General features: G+C 43.8%; 19 protein-coding genes. 5 read left to right on the top strand and 14 right to left on the bottom strand.

What is annotated here, in order from left to right:
• Window positions 1–95 precede the first annotated feature (95 nt).
• Window positions 96–707 carry a class I SAM-dependent methyltransferase gene (locus C6W21_RS15970; RefSeq protein ID WP_106051281.1) on the top strand — a complete coding sequence of 204 codons (612 nt, stop codon included), beginning with the start codon at window positions 96–98 and terminating at the stop codon, window positions 705–707.
• Between the two features lie 219 nt (window positions 708–926).
• Here C6W21_RS15970 and C6W21_RS15965 read toward each other — a convergent pair whose 3' ends face one another.
• The 3 genes from C6W21_RS15965 to C6W21_RS15955 form a co-directional block, all read right to left on the bottom strand.
• The gene (locus C6W21_RS15965; RefSeq protein ID WP_106051278.1) at window positions 927–3014 is read right to left on the bottom strand and encodes a BglG family transcription antiterminator; all 2088 of its coding nucleotides are present in this window, start codon (window positions 3012–3014) and stop codon (window positions 927–929) included.
• 130 nt (window positions 3015–3144) lie between these two features.
• Complete coding sequence (locus tag C6W21_RS15960) at window positions 3145–4227, bottom strand: C45 family autoproteolytic acyltransferase/hydrolase (protein WP_106051275.1); 1083 nt, start codon at window positions 4225–4227, stop codon at window positions 3145–3147.
• Between the two features lie 89 nt (window positions 4228–4316).
• Window positions 4317–4946 carry a GDSL-type esterase/lipase family protein gene (locus C6W21_RS15955; protein ID WP_106051271.1) on the bottom strand — a complete coding sequence of 210 codons (630 nt, stop codon included), beginning with the start codon at window positions 4944–4946 and terminating at the stop codon, window positions 4317–4319.
• A 402-nt stretch (window positions 4947–5348) separates the two neighbouring features.
• On the opposite strand from C6W21_RS15955, the gene C6W21_RS15950 reads away from it, so the two are divergent.
• Window positions 5349–5984 carry an FMN-dependent NADH-azoreductase gene (locus C6W21_RS15950; protein ID WP_106051269.1) on the top strand — a complete coding sequence of 212 codons (636 nt, stop codon included), beginning with the start codon at window positions 5349–5351 and terminating at the stop codon, window positions 5982–5984.
• Window positions 5985–6029: 45 nt separating this feature from the next.
• Here C6W21_RS15950 and C6W21_RS15945 read toward each other — a convergent pair whose 3' ends face one another.
• From C6W21_RS15945 to C6W21_RS15910, 8 genes are all read right to left on the bottom strand, one after another.
• Window positions 6030–6791 carry an IclR family transcriptional regulator gene (locus C6W21_RS15945; protein ID WP_106051266.1) on the bottom strand — a complete coding sequence of 254 codons (762 nt, stop codon included), beginning with the start codon at window positions 6789–6791 and terminating at the stop codon, window positions 6030–6032.
• A 14-nt stretch (window positions 6792–6805) separates the two neighbouring features.
• Window positions 6806–7819 (bottom strand): 5-oxoprolinase subunit C family protein, encoded by a 1014-nt coding sequence (locus tag C6W21_RS15940; protein ID WP_106051263.1) that lies wholly within the window; start codon window positions 7817–7819, stop codon window positions 6806–6808.
• The gene (pxpB, locus tag C6W21_RS15935) at window positions 7816–8562 is read right to left on the bottom strand and encodes a 5-oxoprolinase subunit PxpB (RefSeq protein WP_106051260.1); all 747 of its coding nucleotides are present in this window, start codon (window positions 8560–8562) and stop codon (window positions 7816–7818) included. The genes C6W21_RS15940 and pxpB overlap by 4 nt, the downstream gene beginning before the upstream one ends.
• 18 nt (window positions 8563–8580) lie before the next feature.
• Window positions 8581–9372 (bottom strand): putative hydro-lyase, encoded by a 792-nt coding sequence (locus C6W21_RS15930; RefSeq protein WP_106051256.1) that lies wholly within the window; start codon window positions 9370–9372, stop codon window positions 8581–8583.
• A gap of 6 nt (window positions 9373–9378) precedes the next feature.
• A complete protein-coding gene (locus C6W21_RS15925; RefSeq protein WP_106051254.1) occupies window positions 9379–10596 on the bottom strand; it encodes an NRAMP family divalent metal transporter in 1218 nt (405 codons plus the stop codon).
• A 26-nt stretch (window positions 10597–10622) separates the two neighbouring features.
• On the bottom strand, window positions 10623–11381 hold the full coding sequence (locus C6W21_RS15920; protein WP_106051252.1) for a LamB/YcsF family protein: 759 nt from the start codon (window positions 11379–11381) through the stop codon (window positions 10623–10625).
• A 165-nt stretch (window positions 11382–11546) separates the two neighbouring features.
• Window positions 11547–12326 (bottom strand): Cof-type HAD-IIB family hydrolase, encoded by a 780-nt coding sequence (locus C6W21_RS15915; protein ID WP_411266042.1) that lies wholly within the window; start codon window positions 12324–12326, stop codon window positions 11547–11549.
• A 103-nt stretch (window positions 12327–12429) separates the two neighbouring features.
• Window positions 12430–12699, bottom strand: coding sequence for an excalibur calcium-binding domain-containing protein (locus C6W21_RS15910; protein WP_106051248.1), 270 nt, complete (start codon window positions 12697–12699; stop codon window positions 12430–12432).
• A gap of 184 nt (window positions 12700–12883) precedes the next feature.
• On the opposite strand from C6W21_RS15910, the gene C6W21_RS15905 reads away from it, so the two are divergent.
• From C6W21_RS15905 to C6W21_RS15895, 3 genes are read left to right on the top strand one after another with little or no spacing between them, the layout of a single operon-like run.
• A complete protein-coding gene (locus tag C6W21_RS15905; RefSeq protein ID WP_066031314.1) occupies window positions 12884–13261 on the top strand; it encodes a VOC family protein in 378 nt (125 codons plus the stop codon).
• Between the two features lie 24 nt (window positions 13262–13285).
• On the top strand, window positions 13286–13579 hold the full coding sequence (locus tag C6W21_RS15900; RefSeq protein ID WP_106051246.1) for a DUF5316 domain-containing protein: 294 nt from the start codon (window positions 13286–13288) through the stop codon (window positions 13577–13579).
• Window positions 13580–13603: 24 nt separating this feature from the next.
• On the top strand, window positions 13604–13843 hold the full coding sequence (locus C6W21_RS15895; protein WP_106051244.1) for a DUF2651 family protein: 240 nt from the start codon (window positions 13604–13606) through the stop codon (window positions 13841–13843).
• 31 nt (window positions 13844–13874) lie between these two features.
• Here the strand turns inward: C6W21_RS15895 and C6W21_RS15890 are convergent, their stop codons facing one another.
• From C6W21_RS15890 to C6W21_RS15880, 3 genes are all read right to left on the bottom strand, one after another.
• Window positions 13875–14267 carry a RidA family protein gene (locus tag C6W21_RS15890; protein ID WP_106051242.1) on the bottom strand — a complete coding sequence of 131 codons (393 nt, stop codon included), beginning with the start codon at window positions 14265–14267 and terminating at the stop codon, window positions 13875–13877.
• 225 nt (window positions 14268–14492) lie between these two features.
• Window positions 14493–16241, bottom strand: coding sequence for a methyl-accepting chemotaxis protein (locus tag C6W21_RS15885; RefSeq protein WP_106051240.1), 1749 nt, complete (start codon window positions 16239–16241; stop codon window positions 14493–14495).
• A 98-nt stretch (window positions 16242–16339) separates the two neighbouring features.
• Entirely contained in the window at window positions 16340–17461 is a 1122-nt protein-coding gene (locus C6W21_RS15880) for a mannitol-1-phosphate 5-dehydrogenase (RefSeq protein WP_106051238.1), read from the bottom strand.

Raw genomic sequence — 17461 nt, 5'->3', positions numbered from 1 at the left:
AACATCCCTGTGCGGCACAGATGCGTTTTTGAAAATCAGCATGTTTCAAGATGGATAAAATCGGTTACTTGATCATTAAAAAGGAGCGTTCTCAAATGCTGTCAACCATTTCGAAAACCTTTAGCAGACCAAAAGGCTGGCTCGGAAGCATCGCAGGCTTCATTATGGCAAATGAAAATAAAGCATTGAATCAGTGGGCCATTCAGCACTTAGATCTGACAGATGGTGAAAATATTTTGGAAATCGGCTATGGGCCCGGCTACAGCATCAAACATATGCTCAAGCACTATGAAGATCTTCACATTGATGGTCTAGATGCCTCCTCCACCATGCAGGAGCAGGCACAGTCCCGCGTCAGAAAACGGTCAAAAGACAAACAGGTCCGGCTGTACGTCGGGAAAATTGAGAAAACACGTTTGCCGGGAGAGCAGTATGACAAAGTACTGTCTGTTAACAACTTTACGATTTGGGAGGATCCAAAGACTGGCCTACTCAACCTTTATCACACGTTGAAACCGGGCGGAAAACTCGTCATTGTGATGCAGCCAAGAGAAAAAGGTGCTGACGCCAGCCGGACTAAAGAGATGGGTGAAAACATACTGAATGATTTACAGTTTGCGGGGTTTGACCATTTTTCTGTTGAGTATGAGGAAATTCGTCCAACACTTGCTGTCTGTGTCACAGCCAAAAAGCCGAGAAGCGAATAAGCTCTCGGCCTAGCGTGTAGACAAACCCTCGCATTCTTTGTCAGGTCTGCGCTTCGGTGCTCACGAATGTCAAATTCGCTCCGTTCCGGTGCTCGCCCTTCCTAGACTGCAAAGGTTTTCTATCACGCTGAAAAGAAGACAAAGGGCTAAAATAAAAATCATTTTAGCCCTTTGTCAACAATCTGAGCCGAGAAGCGAATATGCTTTCGGCTTTTTTTCTTACCATTTTGCCTCTTTTACAAATTGATAGAACAGCTGATGCAATTTCTGTTCAATCTCTTCTTTTGATCCATGACCATATAGCGCCATGCTTTCCTCACTTTCAATGATGGATGAACTGATCAGACTAAACATTTCTGACCCTTCCTTGCCTAGCTTTTGCGGCGCCAGCATCATGAGCATTCGTGACATCTGCTGCTGCCTGCCGTCCATGCTTTTGACCTCATATGCCTGATCAAGATCATAAATATGAAAGATTGGTTCCTTGATGAATGCATGCTTTAAATGAAAAAGAGCAAACTCGGTACCAGGTATGCCTAAACCGCCTTGCTGTTCACGTTCCAATAAGCCGCTCGCTACATCATCCGCATGTGTGATAAATCCTTCCTCTTCAAGCTGACGAAGCAGCTGCCTGATTGTTGCCTCATGCTGCGGCAGCGTCTCTCTATTTTCGATGGTAAAATGGGACAAGATGCTGCGAATCACAAACATGTAATTCGTCACCTGCTCTGCAACCGCCTTCATATCAACGGATGTTTGCACCGATTCTTTGGCAGCTTCTTTCGTCCTTTTTTTCTCGATTATATAAGGGATCTTTCGTTTAATATGAGCCTTCACACGCATAGCGTCATCTTCGTTTAAGAGCGGACTGACCATGATGTAATCGATATGCTCATATGGGATAGGGACGGTCGAGACAATCATGTCATAGCTTGATGCATCGATTTCTTTTAGTTCCATCAAGGAAGATAGATCGAATTCGACGATCTCTGGCAATTCTTTTTTTAACCGAGATGCGAGCATTTTGGAGGAACCAATCCCGCTTGAGCACACGACCAATGCATGAATGTTTGTTTCTTCTTTTTTGATTTCAAGCACTGAGCCAAAGTGAAGCACAATAAACGCAATTTCATCCTCTGGAAATTCAATCTCAGGAAAAAAACGCTCGACTCCTTCCTCAATCGCCATGAACAGTAAAAAGTAGTCTTTTTTTATTTGTTGTGTGAGCGGATTATAGATTCTCATCTTTTCCTTTAAACGGTTCATAGCAGGTTCGAGATGAGACACGAGTCCCTCATACAATGAATCATTCTCATTTAAATGGTAGCCAGTTTTATTCGAAATAAAATCAATGAGCTTCTTCGTTCTAAGTGCTATATCCAGCTCGATTTCATCAATACGGTATTCTGTCTGAAAGCTGCGATTTGCACTGCGCAGATGGATCGTCATATATCCGACCTCTGCTTCAGGAATCTCCACATTAAACATGCGTTCTAATGCTCTTGCAATTCGCAGTGATGATTCAAATTCTTTCGTCCGCTTTAGTTCAAGCAGTTCTTCCTCTTCCATTCGAATGGTTTCACCAAGCTGAATCCGTTCGATAGCATAGGTTAAGTGAACGACAAGCGCAATATAGGCACTATCAGATAAGGAGAGTGACAGTCGATTTTTCAAATGAAAGAGCAGTCTTTCTACCTTGAGTAGCTGTCCTCTACTAACAACACCAAACACCTTTTCCGTCGCTTTTGTTCGATGTTTGATATTCATTTCAATTGTTTCTAAAAATAATTGAATATCGAGCCGGTCGACAATGAGGTTGCCGACAATCTTTCGTTTGGCTTCCTCTGGCCCTTTTAATTCAATGCCATACCCGCGTTTTCGGATCAGCTGTAATCCGTATGGCGCAATCCACTCCATTAGTTCATCTAAGTCATAGCTGATGGTCGCATTTGTTACCTGCAAATCGGCTGCGAGTGTATATAATTTCACCGGTTCCTTTGCTTCAAGCAGCGCACATAGGATTAAGAGCTTCCGTTCGTCAGAGCTATATTCAATCTGATCCTCATTTGACATATGAGCAAGAAGCCGTTGTTTATCCTCCTGTTCACCGACTGCCTTCAAGCCTTTCCCCGGCTGTTTATCTAGTGAAAGATCATAATTCTTTAATATGGGTTTAATCGATTTTAGTTCTCTATGAATCGTTCTTGTACTCACCTGAACAGAATCGGCTATCTCACGAATGGTGACATAACGATTTTGCTGAATGATGTATTTGATGATCTTCTGTTCTCGTGCCGTTATGTACATGAAATGCCTCCCTCTGCAAAAATAGGTCTATTGTCACACCTTAATATAAAACGCTTTCAACAAACGATGCAATCTTAAGTTGATCTGACTTTGGCACATTGGCTGTGACAAAATTAAAAACAAGGGTTCATCAGACGTTTCTCCAAAATGACGGTCCATACTCCTTTTGATGAAATTGAACCTTTTGTTCATGAAAAGGCAGTGAACCCCCAGCTTTCATAGAATAAGTCGGATTGTATACTGGAGAGCCAAAGCAATAATCCATCGTCCCTTCCTCCGGGCGGAAGATGACGGTTCGCATCGTCCCAAACAGCTCCTCATAATTGTGCACAGTCAGACCCTCTGGATATTCTGTCTGGAACAGCTTAGCAAGAGAATCACTTGATCGTTGTTCTTCTAAAGCCTCCATTAACATGTCGTATCTGACAACAGAATGATGTTTGGTCATTCCTTTTGCTGTTTGATCAGCAACCGGATGATTCGTGGCTGCAATATAACCTGTCTCCGGTCTTCTGACCATTTTTCGACCATCAATGATTTCAATCACAGCCGCCTCTCCTTTTCGATCGGCAAGCATGAGGTGAACATTTGAGGCAACAGGCATTTCCTGTATAGAGCGAATGGCTTCCTCAACCGTTCTACAGTTTTCCAGAACAGAGCGAATTACATGATACACTTGCAAACCAGCAACTGCTGGAGGCTTTAAACCAGGTTCATGACCAATCGGCGGGCCGCAAGCAGAGAATGTGACAGAAAGACCATGCTCATTCATCCCATCAGATCTGCCAAACAAGAGCAGCGACGAGCCCGTATGACATGCCAAGCCTTTCACATGTGTCGTCACAAGACGCATATCATCAAATATTGGGGAGAAATCATAGTTACGCAGCATGACCGTTTTTTGACCAGCCGCCATATTCCCCTGCCTCACGCAGTGGGAACAGCCTGGTTGAAGATGGGATGAATAGAAAAAGGTCAAATAACGCTCATCTAATTGCAGTTCATCACAAAATCCAGCAATCTCTTCTTCTAACTGAGGAAGATAAGGACGCATCAGCTGCTTTGTTTCCTTCACTACCTCTTTTTCTAGCGGTTCTGTTCGAATATATTGTGTCTGTAGCAACGGGTTCTCCTTAAGCCAGACAGCCTGCTGCTTTCCTACTTCATAAGCGGTTCCTGTCATTTCATGAAAATATGCACTGATCTCTTCCATGCCTGCACACCTCTTTCGCCTTCGTTTCTTTTATCATATCGAAACCGTCCTTCATTTAAAAGGATGAAAAAAACTGCAACCCCAATGGATTACAGCTGTTTACAGGATTGTTGAAACAATGCTTTTGCCATTGCTTCATATCCTTTAGGGTTCGGATGAAATTGATCAATCGATAAGTAATCTCTTTCATGTCCTTCAAACGCCCGGTACACATCCACAGCCTCTACATGCGGATTTGCAGCAAGCAAGCGAAGCTGATGATTGTATTGCTGAAGCCACCGCCCCGCTATTGGTATTTGCGGAAAAGGATTATATAAATTCATGAGATATACGCAATAAAGCTGCTGCCCTTTTTTGATCAGAGCGATTTCTTGAATCATCTTGCTAAAATTCGCTTGGCAATGCAAGGTCGCTTGCAGCAGTTTCTTTTCATCTTCACCCTCTTCATACTGCTGAATAGCTTGAACAAGGTCATTCCCGCAGCCTGTGATGGTGATGATGTCAGCTGCTGCAATAGCACGCCTCACATCAGATCGTTTGAACAGCTGTAAAATCTGATCCGTCGTTAACCCTGACTTTGCAAATACGGACAGCTCGACTGGCGTATGTGTCTTTTTTTCAAGCATCCACTGATACCGCTCAGCGAATCCTCCGCCAAATAAACGTGCCCCCACCCCAACTGTTAAGGAATCTCCAATCGCAACATAGGATCGTCCCACTCTTATCCCTCACTCTCTCCTGCCTTCTCTTATGTATACGAAATCGGAGAACAGATGCTTGTAGCAGATGGCTTAGGGGCATTCATCTTTTTTTCATGAGACACATTTACAAACTCTTTACTTGCGAGATCGACTGATTTTTTGTTCAATAAGAATAGGTTTTGATGATGAAATTTGCATCTGCATGCGTTCCAGAAAAATTTACAAACTTTTTATCTTGATTTCGAGACTTTATACCTTGACTTCAAACTACATTGTGATTACAATGAAAATATCAGTTTTTATGTAACTGTGCTTGTTACATCTTTTTCATAGTATTCTAATATGATTAAAGATGCCACATATTCAGTGTATCTTTGGGATACACTAAAAAATCATTGAAACAGAAAGGATTGAATGAACATGGCAAAAGTTTTATACATCACTGCACATCCGCATGATGACACAGTTTCTTACAGTATGGCTACTGCTAAAGCATTTATCGAATCTTATAAGGAAGCAAATCCAAGTGACGAGGTTGTACATATCGATTTGTACAAAGAAAACATCCCTCACATTGATGCAGATGTATTCGCTGGCTGGGGCAAGCTGCAATCAGGTGCTGGATTCGATACACTTTCAGCTGAAGAGCAAGCGAAAGTTGCTCGCCTAAACGAATTAAGCGATCAATTCGTTTCTGCTGACAAATATGTATTTGTTTCACCACTTTGGAACTTCTCATTCCCACCAGTTCTTAAAGCATACATCGACTCTGTTGCTGTAGCTGGTAAATCATTCAAATACACTGAGCAAGGTCCTGTTGGATTATTAACAGACAAAAAAGCGCTGCACATCCAAGCACGTGGCGGATACTACTCTGAAGGTCCTGCTGCTGAACTTGAAGCAGGCCACCGTTACCTTGGTACAATTGCGAGCTTCTTCGGAATCCCTTCTTTCGAAGGTCTTATCGTTGAAGGTCACAATGCTGAACCTGCGAAAGCAGAGCAAATTAAAGCAGATGCGATCGAGCGTGCAAAAGCTTTAGGTAAAACTTTCTAATAAACTGAACGCGAAAAGCCAATGATCTTAACGGTCATTGGCTTTTTATTTGTTTAGATGAAATCCTAATTCTTTGGAGATACCGCTTGCGGCTTTTTTGACCTGTTCAATTAAGTATGGAAGGCGTTCCTTTTGATAACCTGCTTCAAACCCTGCAATGCTAATACCTGCTGCGACTTCCCCAAGGTGATTGAAAATAGGGGCTCCAACCGCAGATGTATAGTTTTCAAGCTCCGAATAGCTTAACGTATAGCCCCGCTCATTTGATTCTTCCAGTATGTTTCGAAGAACCTCTTTATCTGTAATGGTTCCGATTCCGATTTTCCCTAGCTCAATCGAGTCAATATAGGCGAGTCTCTCGTGCTCTGGCAAAAAGGAGAGAATACTCCTCGCACAAGCGCCCGCATATAGAGGAGAGCGCCTGCCGACGGCAGTGTAGAGACGAACAGGCTGCGTCCCTTCGATTTTATCCACATAAATGGCTTCGTCTCCTTCACGAACGATGAGCTGTACAGCTTCTCCCACTTCATCCCGCAAGCCTTCCATAAATGGTCTTGCAATTCTCCGAATATCAAGGCGGTCCGCCACAAGCTGACCATATTCAAGAAACATCAGACCTAACCGGTAAACACCTGAATCTTGCTTTTCTAATAATCCCATATCTGTTAACGAGCTCGCCATGCGGTGCACGGACGTTTTCGGCATGCCGGAAAGCTCGATCATTTCATTTAACGTTAATTGGTCACGAGCGATAAATAACCGCAAAATCTCCATTGATTTCACCACGGTTTTATTTGTATTTTGCATGTCCATCCCCTTTTCTAAACAAATGCTTCCAGCTTGATTCTTGCGGCGAGCTCCCTCAGTTCTGCTTCTTGCTTGAATAGCGCCTGCTCTGCTTCCTGATGATCAATTTGTTTAAAATATAGATTCGCTCCAGGCATCGCTTGTGCTATGAGCGGCAGATCTACTGTGGCTACTTCTCCAATCCGCGGATATCCGCCTGTTGTTTGCCGATCTGCCAGTAGAATAATCGGCTGGCCGTTCGGAGGAATTTGAATAGAACCAAAGGCAACCGCCTCTGAAATCAATTCAAGCTTTTCTTTTAAATGAACCGGCTCCCCCTTCAAGCGGCAGCCCATGCGATCTGATTGAGGCGTGACTTGGTAAGGCTGCTCGAAAAAGGTGTGTTGAGATGTTTCTCGAAAAAAAGAAAGGTGTCTCCCTGGCAGCACCCGAATCACGGGCGATTTCCGCAACGGCAAAAAATGCGTATGACTTACAGTCCAATCGGATGCGCTGCACGCCGCCTGTTTCACTTTGCTTTCGAGCCTATCAGACAATCGATCCGCTACGATTGAAGGCTTTCCAATGGACAGAACGTCTCCTTTTTCAAGCGGACGTCCGTTCAGTCCACCGATTCCTGCTCTCACATAGGTGCTTTTGCTCTCCATGATCGGCTCCACATCGAATCCGCCTGCCACAGCAAGATAGGAACGGCAGCCTCTTTTACAAGGGCCAAAGGTGATCGTGCTTCCTGCTCGAACAAAGAGCGGTTTCCATAAAGGAACTGGCTCTCCATCAATATCGATCTCCACATCAGCGCCAGTGACTGCAATGAGCTCATCCTTCCGACACGTCAACACAGGTCCCGGCCCCATTAATGTCATTTCCAGCACGGCTTCGTTTTCCTCGTTGCCGGTGAGAATATTGGCAATTCTAAGTGAGAGCGTGTCCATGCCGCCGCTCGTTAAGACGCCATACTTTTGATAGCCTTTCCTCCCTTTATCCTGAATGGTTGTGAACAACCCCGGCTTGATGACATGCATACTCAACGTTCCGCCTCCTTTAAGCTGAAAAATTCCTTTTCAGACATTTGGACAAACCTGACCTCGTCCCCTGCTCTCAATAGACTTGGGACTTTCTCGTCTGGGCGAAAGAGTGGCAGAGGAGTTTGTCCAATCAGCTGCCAGCCGCCGGGTGTGGAAATGGGGTAAACGCCGGTCTGCTTTCCCGCAATACCGACAGATCCTTTTGGAATGGACATTCTCGGTGTTTCCCTTCGCGGGGCTGCGATCCTTTCAGACAGCCCGCCTAAAAACGGAAACCCTGGGGCAAATCCAATCATATAGACAAGATACGTCCCTGCGGTGTGAATACGCACGACTTCTTCAGGTGTTAAGCCATTGATTCGGGCGACTTCTTCTAAATCAGGGCCCAGCTCTCCCCCGTAGCAGACTGGAATGTCGATGGTGCGGCGCTTCGCCTGAACCCCCTCCTGCCATTTCTCTTCAAGAAGTGTTTCAATATAGCCTTTCACCCATTCATACGGAGACAAATCCATTTTTTGAAGATGGGCAGATTGATAAACGGTATACGGCTCGTAAAAAACAGTCACGTTTGTAAAGGCTTGAACAGCTTCCACATATCCGTCAAATGGATGCTGTTCAATACACGAAAACAGCTGCACAACACGCTCATGAATTTCTTCACATATGTCTGCTCCTGCTTGGATAACGATTGCTGCATCTCCTAGCGGGTGGAAGGTGATAGAATCTTTTATCGTTGAAAATGCCACTTGAGGATCCCTCTCTTTCTAAAGCACACCGAGCTGTTGATCTCTTTGATCTGTGATGAACATATGACCAGGTGCATGGGTAATCGCAATGTCTGGTTTTGTATGCATGACAATGGCTTGCGGCGTCACACCACATGCCCAAAACACCGGGACTTCTCCTTCTTTCATAACAGATGGTTCTCCAAAGTCCGGCTGATCCACATTGGCAATTCCAATCATCGCTGGGTCGCCTATATGGATGGGGCCGCCATGAACTGACGGGAATCTAGACGTCACTTGTACACTTCTTGTAATCTGATGCGCCGGAATGGGCCTCATGCTGACAACCATCGGGCCATGAAACACCCCTGCCCTTTCACAAGAGATATTCGTTTGATACATCGGAACGTTATGACCGTCTTCGATATGACGAACAGGGATATCATTCAGCATGAGCGCATGCTCAAACGTAAAACTGCACCCGATGAGAAAGGCAACCATATCCTCCTCCCAATAAGCAGAGATATCTGAAACCTCTTCTTGAAGAATCCCTTTTCGGTAAATACGGTATTTAGGAAAGTCCGTACGAATATCCGCTTGGGGTGCCGACCGTCTCGGCACTGGATCACCCGGCTCCAGTACATCAAGCAAGGGGCATGCAGCCGGATTGCGCTGACAAAACAAAAGAAAGTCAAAGGCAAGTTCCTTTTTAACGATCATTAAATTGGCTTGAGCATATCCCTCTGCGAAACCCGCCGTTGGTCCTGTGATTTCTTTTTTACGAATCAACTCTCTGATCTGCGAAGACTCATAAGTTTGATAAATACTCATTCAAAATCAACTCCATAGTTTCGGGATTTCATTCATAATGGTATATCCGCCCATCAAAGCCATGATGACGACAACCAATGCACCTGACGCTGTCAAAAAGAATGGATGACGATAATCGCCGACAATTTCTTTTTTATAGGCCGCAACCAGCAAAGTGCCAAGCGCGAGAGGTAAAATCAATGCATTGATCGCCCCAACTAAAACTAATATGTTCACAGGTCGTCCAATCGTAATAAAACAAATAGTCGAGAGAGAAATGAAGCCGATGATAATGCCACGTTGATTTTGCTCTATTTTTGGCGAGAAGGTTTTAAAGAAGGAAACAGACGTGTAAGCCGCCCCAATAACCGATGTAATGGCCGCAGCCCACATAATGATGCCGAACATTTTATATCCAACATTTCCAGACGCTAACTGGAATACAGAAGCAGGCGGATTGGCTGGATCAATCTGTAAGTCCTTTGAGACCACTCCTAGAACAGCTAAAAATAAAGCGACACGCATCACAGATGTAATCAGGATGCCGAAAACCGAGCTTTTTGTCACTTGAGGAAGTGCATCCTTCCCTTTAATTCCGGCATCTAATAGACGATGTCCGCCAGCAAAAACGATATAGCCGCCAACTGTCCCCCCGACAAGTGTCACAATCGATAGAATATCAATTTCTTCTGGGACAAATGTTCTGAGTGCCGCTTCCCCAACTGGCGGTGCTGTTGAAATCGCCACATACAGCATCAGGCCAATCATGACAAAGCCTGCTATCTGTGTGAAACGGTCCATCGCTTTTCCAGCCTCTTTGATCACAAAGATCAGAATGGCAATGACAGCACTGATGGCTGCTCCGATTCGCGGATCAATTCCTGTGATCACCTGAAAACCGAGACCAGCACCAGCGATATTTCCGATGTTAAAGGCAAGTCCTCCCATGACAATCAAAAAGGCCAGTACATATCCAAGACCCGGCAGAACCATATTCGCAATATCCTGACCTCGTTTTTCTGACACGGCGATGATTCGCCATACATTTGTTTGTGCAAAAATATCTAACAAAATCGAGATGAGAATGACAAACCCAAAGCTAGCCGCAAGCTGTTGTGTGAAGACAGTCGTTTGTGTTAAAAATCCCGGTCCGATGGCGGACGTCGCCATTAAAAAGGCTGCGCCCATCAGCATAGACCGGTTCCCCTTTAGTGCCTTCGTGTGCTTGACTTCCTCTTTTTTCATGCTGTTTCCCCCTTTGATGACGATTTTTATTGAAAGGCTTTGAGATGAATACTCGCTTCTTTTAGCTTCGATGTAATGGTTTTGGCAAATTGAAGCGCATGGCTGCCGTCTCCGTGAATACAGACCGTATCTGCTTTAAGTGAAATGTCTTCCCCTTGAACGGAATGAACCTTCCCTTCTCTCACCATACGAACGACCTGATGAACGGCCCGTTCATCATCTTCAATGAGTGCATGTGGTTCGCGGCGGGATGTCAGCGTCCCATCTGCTTGATACGTCCGATCAGAAAATACTTCATGAGCCACTTGAAGGCCCATTTTCTCACCTGCTAACGCAAGTTCACTGCCTGAGAGACCGAATAACACAAGACTTGGATCAACATGATACACAGCCTTCGCTATCGATTCAGATAATTCAGTATTTTTAGCCGCCATGTTGTACAGGGCGCCGTGTGGCTTGACATGCTGCATCGTGCCGCCTTCTGCCTTGAGAAAGGCTGATAGAGCGCCAATTTGATAGACGACGAGATCATAGGCTTCCTCTGCCGAGATCGCCATTGGACGTCTGCCAAAGCCGACCAAATCTTGCAGACCCGGATGCGCACCAATTTGTACCCCTTTATCTAGCGCCATTCTGACCGTTTTTCTCATGACTGTTGGATCTCCTGCATGAAAACCGCAAGCAATATTGGCTGACGTGACATATTCAAGAATTTGTTCGTCTGCACCGATTGTGTATTGACCAAAGCTTTCTCCCAAATCACAGTTGATATCTACTTGATACATAGGATCCCTCCTTTTTGTTCCGAATAACGGAACTTAAAGTCCGAATATTCGAATTTATATTGATTATATCAATTTTGGATAGATTGCACATGACATTGTCAGAAAACATAACAATAGAACTAGGAGAAAAATAAAAAAGCGAGAGGCAATGTCCTCTCACTTTTTTTATTTAGATAGCACCCAATGTTGGATGGCTTTTGCTACACCGTGTTCTGTGTTAGGAGCCGTAATCCAATCAGCGGCTTCTTTCACCACTTCTTGCGCATTTCCCATCGCAATTCCTAATCCGGCTTCTTGAATCATGGCCATATCATTTAGGCTGTCGCCAAGTGACATGACATTGTCCATCGTACAGCCAATGCGTTCTGCTACCTTTGCAAGAGCAGCAGCTTTGTTAATGCCAGCTGCATTGACTTCAATATTGGTCGGACTTGAATTTGTGATCTCTAGATACTCATTTGTTTTCAATGTATTGAGTACTTCCTCACGAACGTCATCATCATGAATATCAAAGCCAAATTTCAACCATTCATGGTCATGAATTCGTTCTGGGAATTCACCTCTCCACACTTTATCCACAGTGGAAGCCCAGTAATCGGTTTCGTACCTATTTTTTAGATCCCACATCATTTGGACATGATCTGGATGTAGCAGATCTCGTTCGATCAGCTGGAAGTTTGAGTCCCAGATTTCACTTCCGTTTGCTGTCACAAGGTAAGAAGAGAGCTTAAGCGGCTCAACCAGCTCTCGGCATGTCATCAGCGTCCGCCCTGTGCTAATGACCACATGGACCCCTTTTGCTTCAGCGTCTTTAATGGCTTGTTTATTTTCCTCTGGAATGACGTGTTCACTGTTTAACAGAGTGCCATCCATATCAATGGCAATCAATCGGATGTCTTTCTTATCAGCTTGTATGGACAAATTGAGTACCCCACTTTGTATCATTTTTTGTAACTATCTTTATTTTAATATAAAGAGGAAGATGGCACAAAGGGACGAGTTTGATCCCATAGAAAAAAGACCTTGTTACAGGTCTTTTCACATGAGCTTAGCGTTCACACGCAATGCCGTCTTTATCACGGTCAAGTCGCATATTTTTTTGGTAAAGTGCTTTTGACACATACGGCTTGTACTTTGTTTTACCGCCTTTGTTTTTCGTGTTTTTGCTTTTCGCTACGCCGCCTTTATAGACTTTGTTCAGCGCTTTGCAGTTTTTGTAGGACTTCACTGTTTTTGCATCTGCTGTGTGGTTATCGACTTGTGTAAAGCTTAGTAAAAGACCTAAAGACAAGACAGCCACCATGATTTTTTTCAACATGTATGATCCCCCTATTTTTTCTATTTTTACATTTTTATCATATGTCACCACTTTTTGTTTTTCAAGACTATTGAGCTAAAAAAATTGATTTTTTTGGAATAAAACGTGCTTTATCTCCTATGTGGTACAATGAGTGGGAAACCTTTCCGTTTTTGACACGTATATGAAGAGAGGAGTTTTTCACATGAAAATGAAATATACCATTCTATATGTAAACGATGTTGAGGCAAGTATTCATTTCTATCAACATGTACTTGGCTTTCCTATGAAACTCAGGGTTGAATCCTATGTTGAGTTTGATACTGGAGATGTGACATTATCAATTAACTCACGCCAGGATGTCAAAGATGCACTTGGTTTGCCTGTCCCTGAAGCAAATCAATCCTCGCAAACGTTTGAGATTGGGTTTGTTGTGGATGACGTGGATCAAACCATTGCATCAATGAAGGAAAAAGGGGTTCCAATCATCAAAGAACCTGCAAAGAAACCATGGGGTCAAACCGTCGCTTATGTCGCTGATCCTGATGGTCATTTCATTGAAATATGTGATGCCATCTCCTAATCTTCTTTAAAGGAGTGAACCAGTATGAGAAAAAAACATGCCTTTATCGCCGGTGTTTGCTCAATGATTGTGATATGCAGCGCTGCGATCATTTTGTCGCACCATGAGTGGATAGGGTGGGTCAGTGGTGGAATCTCTATTATTGGGTGCATGATGTCTGGGCTTCTAATGGGTGCATGGACAAGCGGGGAAGAAACGCGGGCAGCCTATCATTCTGAATCAAAAGAACACCGCATATGGCGTCTTGATACGGCTTTTCTTTTGATGATCTTTGCAGTTCCGCACATGGTTGCATCGGTCTTATATGTTTTGATGTAATCACTTGTTAAAGGAGTTAGCAATATGGCTGTTTTTGTCTTATTCATTGTATTCGGCTTTCCCATTATTTCCGTGCTGATTGGCATTTTTGGCACAATGATTTTGAAGAATGTTTGGATGCCAACTTTGATTGTACTGTTAGCAAGCGTCATTCTCATGTACACATACATTGGCGGGAATGAATCCTTTCTCATTTGGGTTATCATCTACACTGTCTTTACGTTTATCGCTGCATGGATGACAAAGCGGTTTCGGTTCAAGTAAAAAAGAACAGTTTGCACTGTTCTTTTTTCGATCAAATATCGGCGCACCATAGTTCAATTTCAATTTTCAACTCTGGCCATCCTAATGCAGACACATAGGCAACCGTCATTGATGGGTAAGTTGTTTTGAAGATTGCATCCCACTGAGGATATAGATGATCCCAGTCGATTTCTTCTGTTGCCCATATATTGACCTTAATCACATGTTCTTCATTCAGTCCTTCTGATTCAAGGACTTTTTTAATATTTTCAAATGTATTTGTTACTTGGTCGTTTAAGCTTGATGGTACCTGCCCATCCATATCTGTTCCTACTTGACCCGATGTAACAAATAACCCCGCACCCTTTGGTACTCTTGTGATATGACTATAGTTGCCCACTGGTTTCGGCATAAATTCCGGGTTTTTCCTCGTGATTTTTTCCATGTATATCCCTCACTCACTTTGATTTTTCTGCTAGATTCTTCATCATGTAGACAGACTTCACCAATTACTATCTATCCTAAAAGAAAACAGCAGTAGAGTATCCATAGCCACAAGACAAGAACATCAATATTTTCTTTTTCATGACTGGAACACTCCTTTTTTATCCTGTGAGCAGGGTTTCATTAACTTCATACTATCTTACTCGAGGCACGTAGTCAAAATGATTTATAGACGATAACGAGCAATATCCTGATTCAATCGCATACTTAGCTCATTGAGTCTTTCTGCTGCTTTTGCCACATTGGAGATGGCTGTCACTTGTTCGTCTGTGGATGCAGTGATCTCTTCGATCGCAGCGGCATTTTCCTGAGAAATATGGGCGGCGCCTTGCATGGCTTTTGTGATGAGATCGTTTTGCTTCAGCAATGCATTCAGCTCTTTTGCCATTGCGTCTGTTTCAACGATGGTTTGTGAAATCGACGTAGAGATGGCATTGAATTCATGTTCTGTTGCATGTACCGCTTCATCTAACTCAGCAAAACGATCCATTGTGCTCGACATCATGCCGGCTGTTGCGCTCGTTTCTTCTTTAATGCCTTGTACCATTTGCTGAATTTGAACCGCTGATTGTTTTGTCTGCTCAGCTAAATTCCGCACTTCACTCGCCACAACCGAGAAGCCCTTGCCATGCTCTCCTGCGCGTGCTGCTTCAATGCTTGCATTCAGCGCAAGTAAATTCGTCTCATTTGAAATGCTTTCAATCGTATCTGTAATTTTAGAGATATCCTGTACTTTTCTACTTAACTGCTCGATGCCTGCTCTAATGCCTTGAGACGCTTGTATGGATTGTTCATTTGATTGTTTTAATTGCTGAACAATTTGCTGGCCCTGCTGCGATGATTGACTCGATTGGTCAGAGATTCGTTTAATTTGGTCACTTTGTTCTTTGACGTTCTCAATGGATTGATTGAACTGGGTCATTTGTTGATTGGCTGCATCAAGGTCAGATGCCTGATGAAGCGTTCCAGTCGAAATGTCGCCAATGGCCCGGCCAATCTCTTCACTGCTGGCTGAGGTTTCTTCAGATATCGCCGATAAATCTGTCGCTGATTCAACAAGCTGGTTGCTTGTTTCCTGTAGACCGTTCACAAGTGTTCTGAGTTCTCCTGACATATGATTAAAGCCTTTTGCCAGCTGTCCAATTTCATCTGTTGTTTCTTTTAAACTCGTGCGCTCAAGATTCCCCGCCGCAATTTCTTTTGAAGCAGCAGTGACTTGCTTAAGCAGTCTGACTTTTCCTCGAGCAGCTAAATAAAAAACGCCAAGACCGAGAAGAGCGACACCTGCTGTAATGAGCATAATATAGAGCTTCATCTGCTCTAATTCTTTATAAAATTCATCCTGGAAGACGGCGATGCCGATACTCCAATTCCAGGGCGTGAACTGGCTCATATAAGCAAGCTTTTGCTTTTCTTCCCCGGTGGCATCGTCCTTATCTAAATAGGTCACATAGTGTGCATCCTCGCCTTCTGCTTTGGCTCCACCGACCATTTTTTCACGATTGGTTGTGTTATCTGGAATGACGCCAATGTCGTTGACAGGATGGACTTGAGAGGAATAATCTGCTCCATATGCGACGAGATACCCTTTATTTTTATAGATAAAATCTGATTTTTGAAATTGATACCCTTTTCCGTTGTCATTTTTGGGCCCGCTCAAGTAAATACGGGCTTGTTCCTGTGCCTGATCAAGCGTCAGTTCTTTTTTCTCTACACGGTCATTCAACTGTTCGAGTGTAGCCATTGCTCCGCTGACGATGTGCTTTAAATCTGCTTTCCCCGCATCAATTAAGACATGTTTCGCTAACAAATATCCCGTTGTGCCAACAAGTCCGCCGGTTAAAATCGTGATCACGATAATGGCAGACATTAATTGAAAAAAGACACTTCTTGACGCAAACATTTTCCTTTTCATATACAAATTCCCCCTTACTTCATATATCGTCAAGCGGGGAAAACTATTAAAAAAGTCATCAAAAAATCCCTTTCACTCGTTGGAAAGGGATTTTCTAATTATCGAGCTGTTTCTTGAAGAATGGCTTGATAGAGATCGTCTGTTGGCGTGAGGCCACATACTTCTTCGAGCACACCTTCAATGCCTTTTTCTTTTCTTAATGCCTGCAAACGCACCGCTTCTTCGTCTTCTGCAAAGTCATAAGCGAGAGCTGCAGCGATGCCTTTGATTAAGTACACTGGCTGTTTGATCTTTTTCGCTGGACCGATTAAACGGTCATCTGCTCCCAGCTTTCTAAGAGGAGATCGTGCGACACGAGTGACTTCGTCGGAGATAAAAGCATTTTCGAATCGCTTGATGATTTTTTGAATATACGCATCATGTTCTTCTTTTTGAAAGCCATATGTGTCGATTAAATAACTGCCCGTTTCGTGAAGTGCACCTTCAACCACTTGGCGAATCTCTGGTGTATCGACGGCTTCTTTAATCGTTTGAACGCCTTGCTGATACCCGACATAAGCAGCTAGTGCATGTCCTGTATTGACAGTAAAGAGCTTGCGCTCAATATACGGCGTCAATTCTTGTACAAAGGTCGCTCCGTCAATCTGAGGAACGTCCCCAATAAAGCCAGTCTCATCAATGACCCACTCGAAAAAAGGCTCGACTGATACTTTTAGAATGTCCTCATGGTGCTGAATCGGAACAATGCGGTCTACCGCAGCGTTTGGAAAACCAACTGTTTTTGATAACGCTTCTTGTTCCTCTTCTGTTAGATGAGAGAAAACGGCTTCTTTTAAATGAGAGCTGCCTCCAATCATATTTTCACATGCCACGATGTTGATGATATGGTCAGGCTTTTTCTGTTTCAATCCTTCAGCAATGGATGAAGCAATGATCTTCAAAACGGCTGGTCCAACAGCGGTTGTAATCAAATCGGCTGATGCCACAGCCTCTGTTAATGCCGCTGGGTTTTGGGCAGAATTGATCGCTGTCACTGGGCCGACTACTTCTTGCTTCTGACCTGGCGCTGCGAGTTCAACTGTGTATTCTCCTCTTGCATTCAGCTCGTTGATGACAGCATCATTTACATCGGTAAAGACAAGCTCAAAGCCTGATGTTTTTAACAAAGATCCGATAAACCCTCTGCCAATATTTCCTGCTCCAAAATGAAGTGCCTTCAT

Origin of the sequence: Bacillus sp. NMCN1 (genome assembly GCF_002998085.1) — a bacterium.
Classification (GTDB): Bacteria; Bacillota; Bacilli; order Bacillales; family Bacillaceae; genus Bacillus.
The sequence above is the reverse complement of the archived record's forward strand: the minus strand, read 5'-3'. Positions and strand labels throughout refer to the sequence as shown.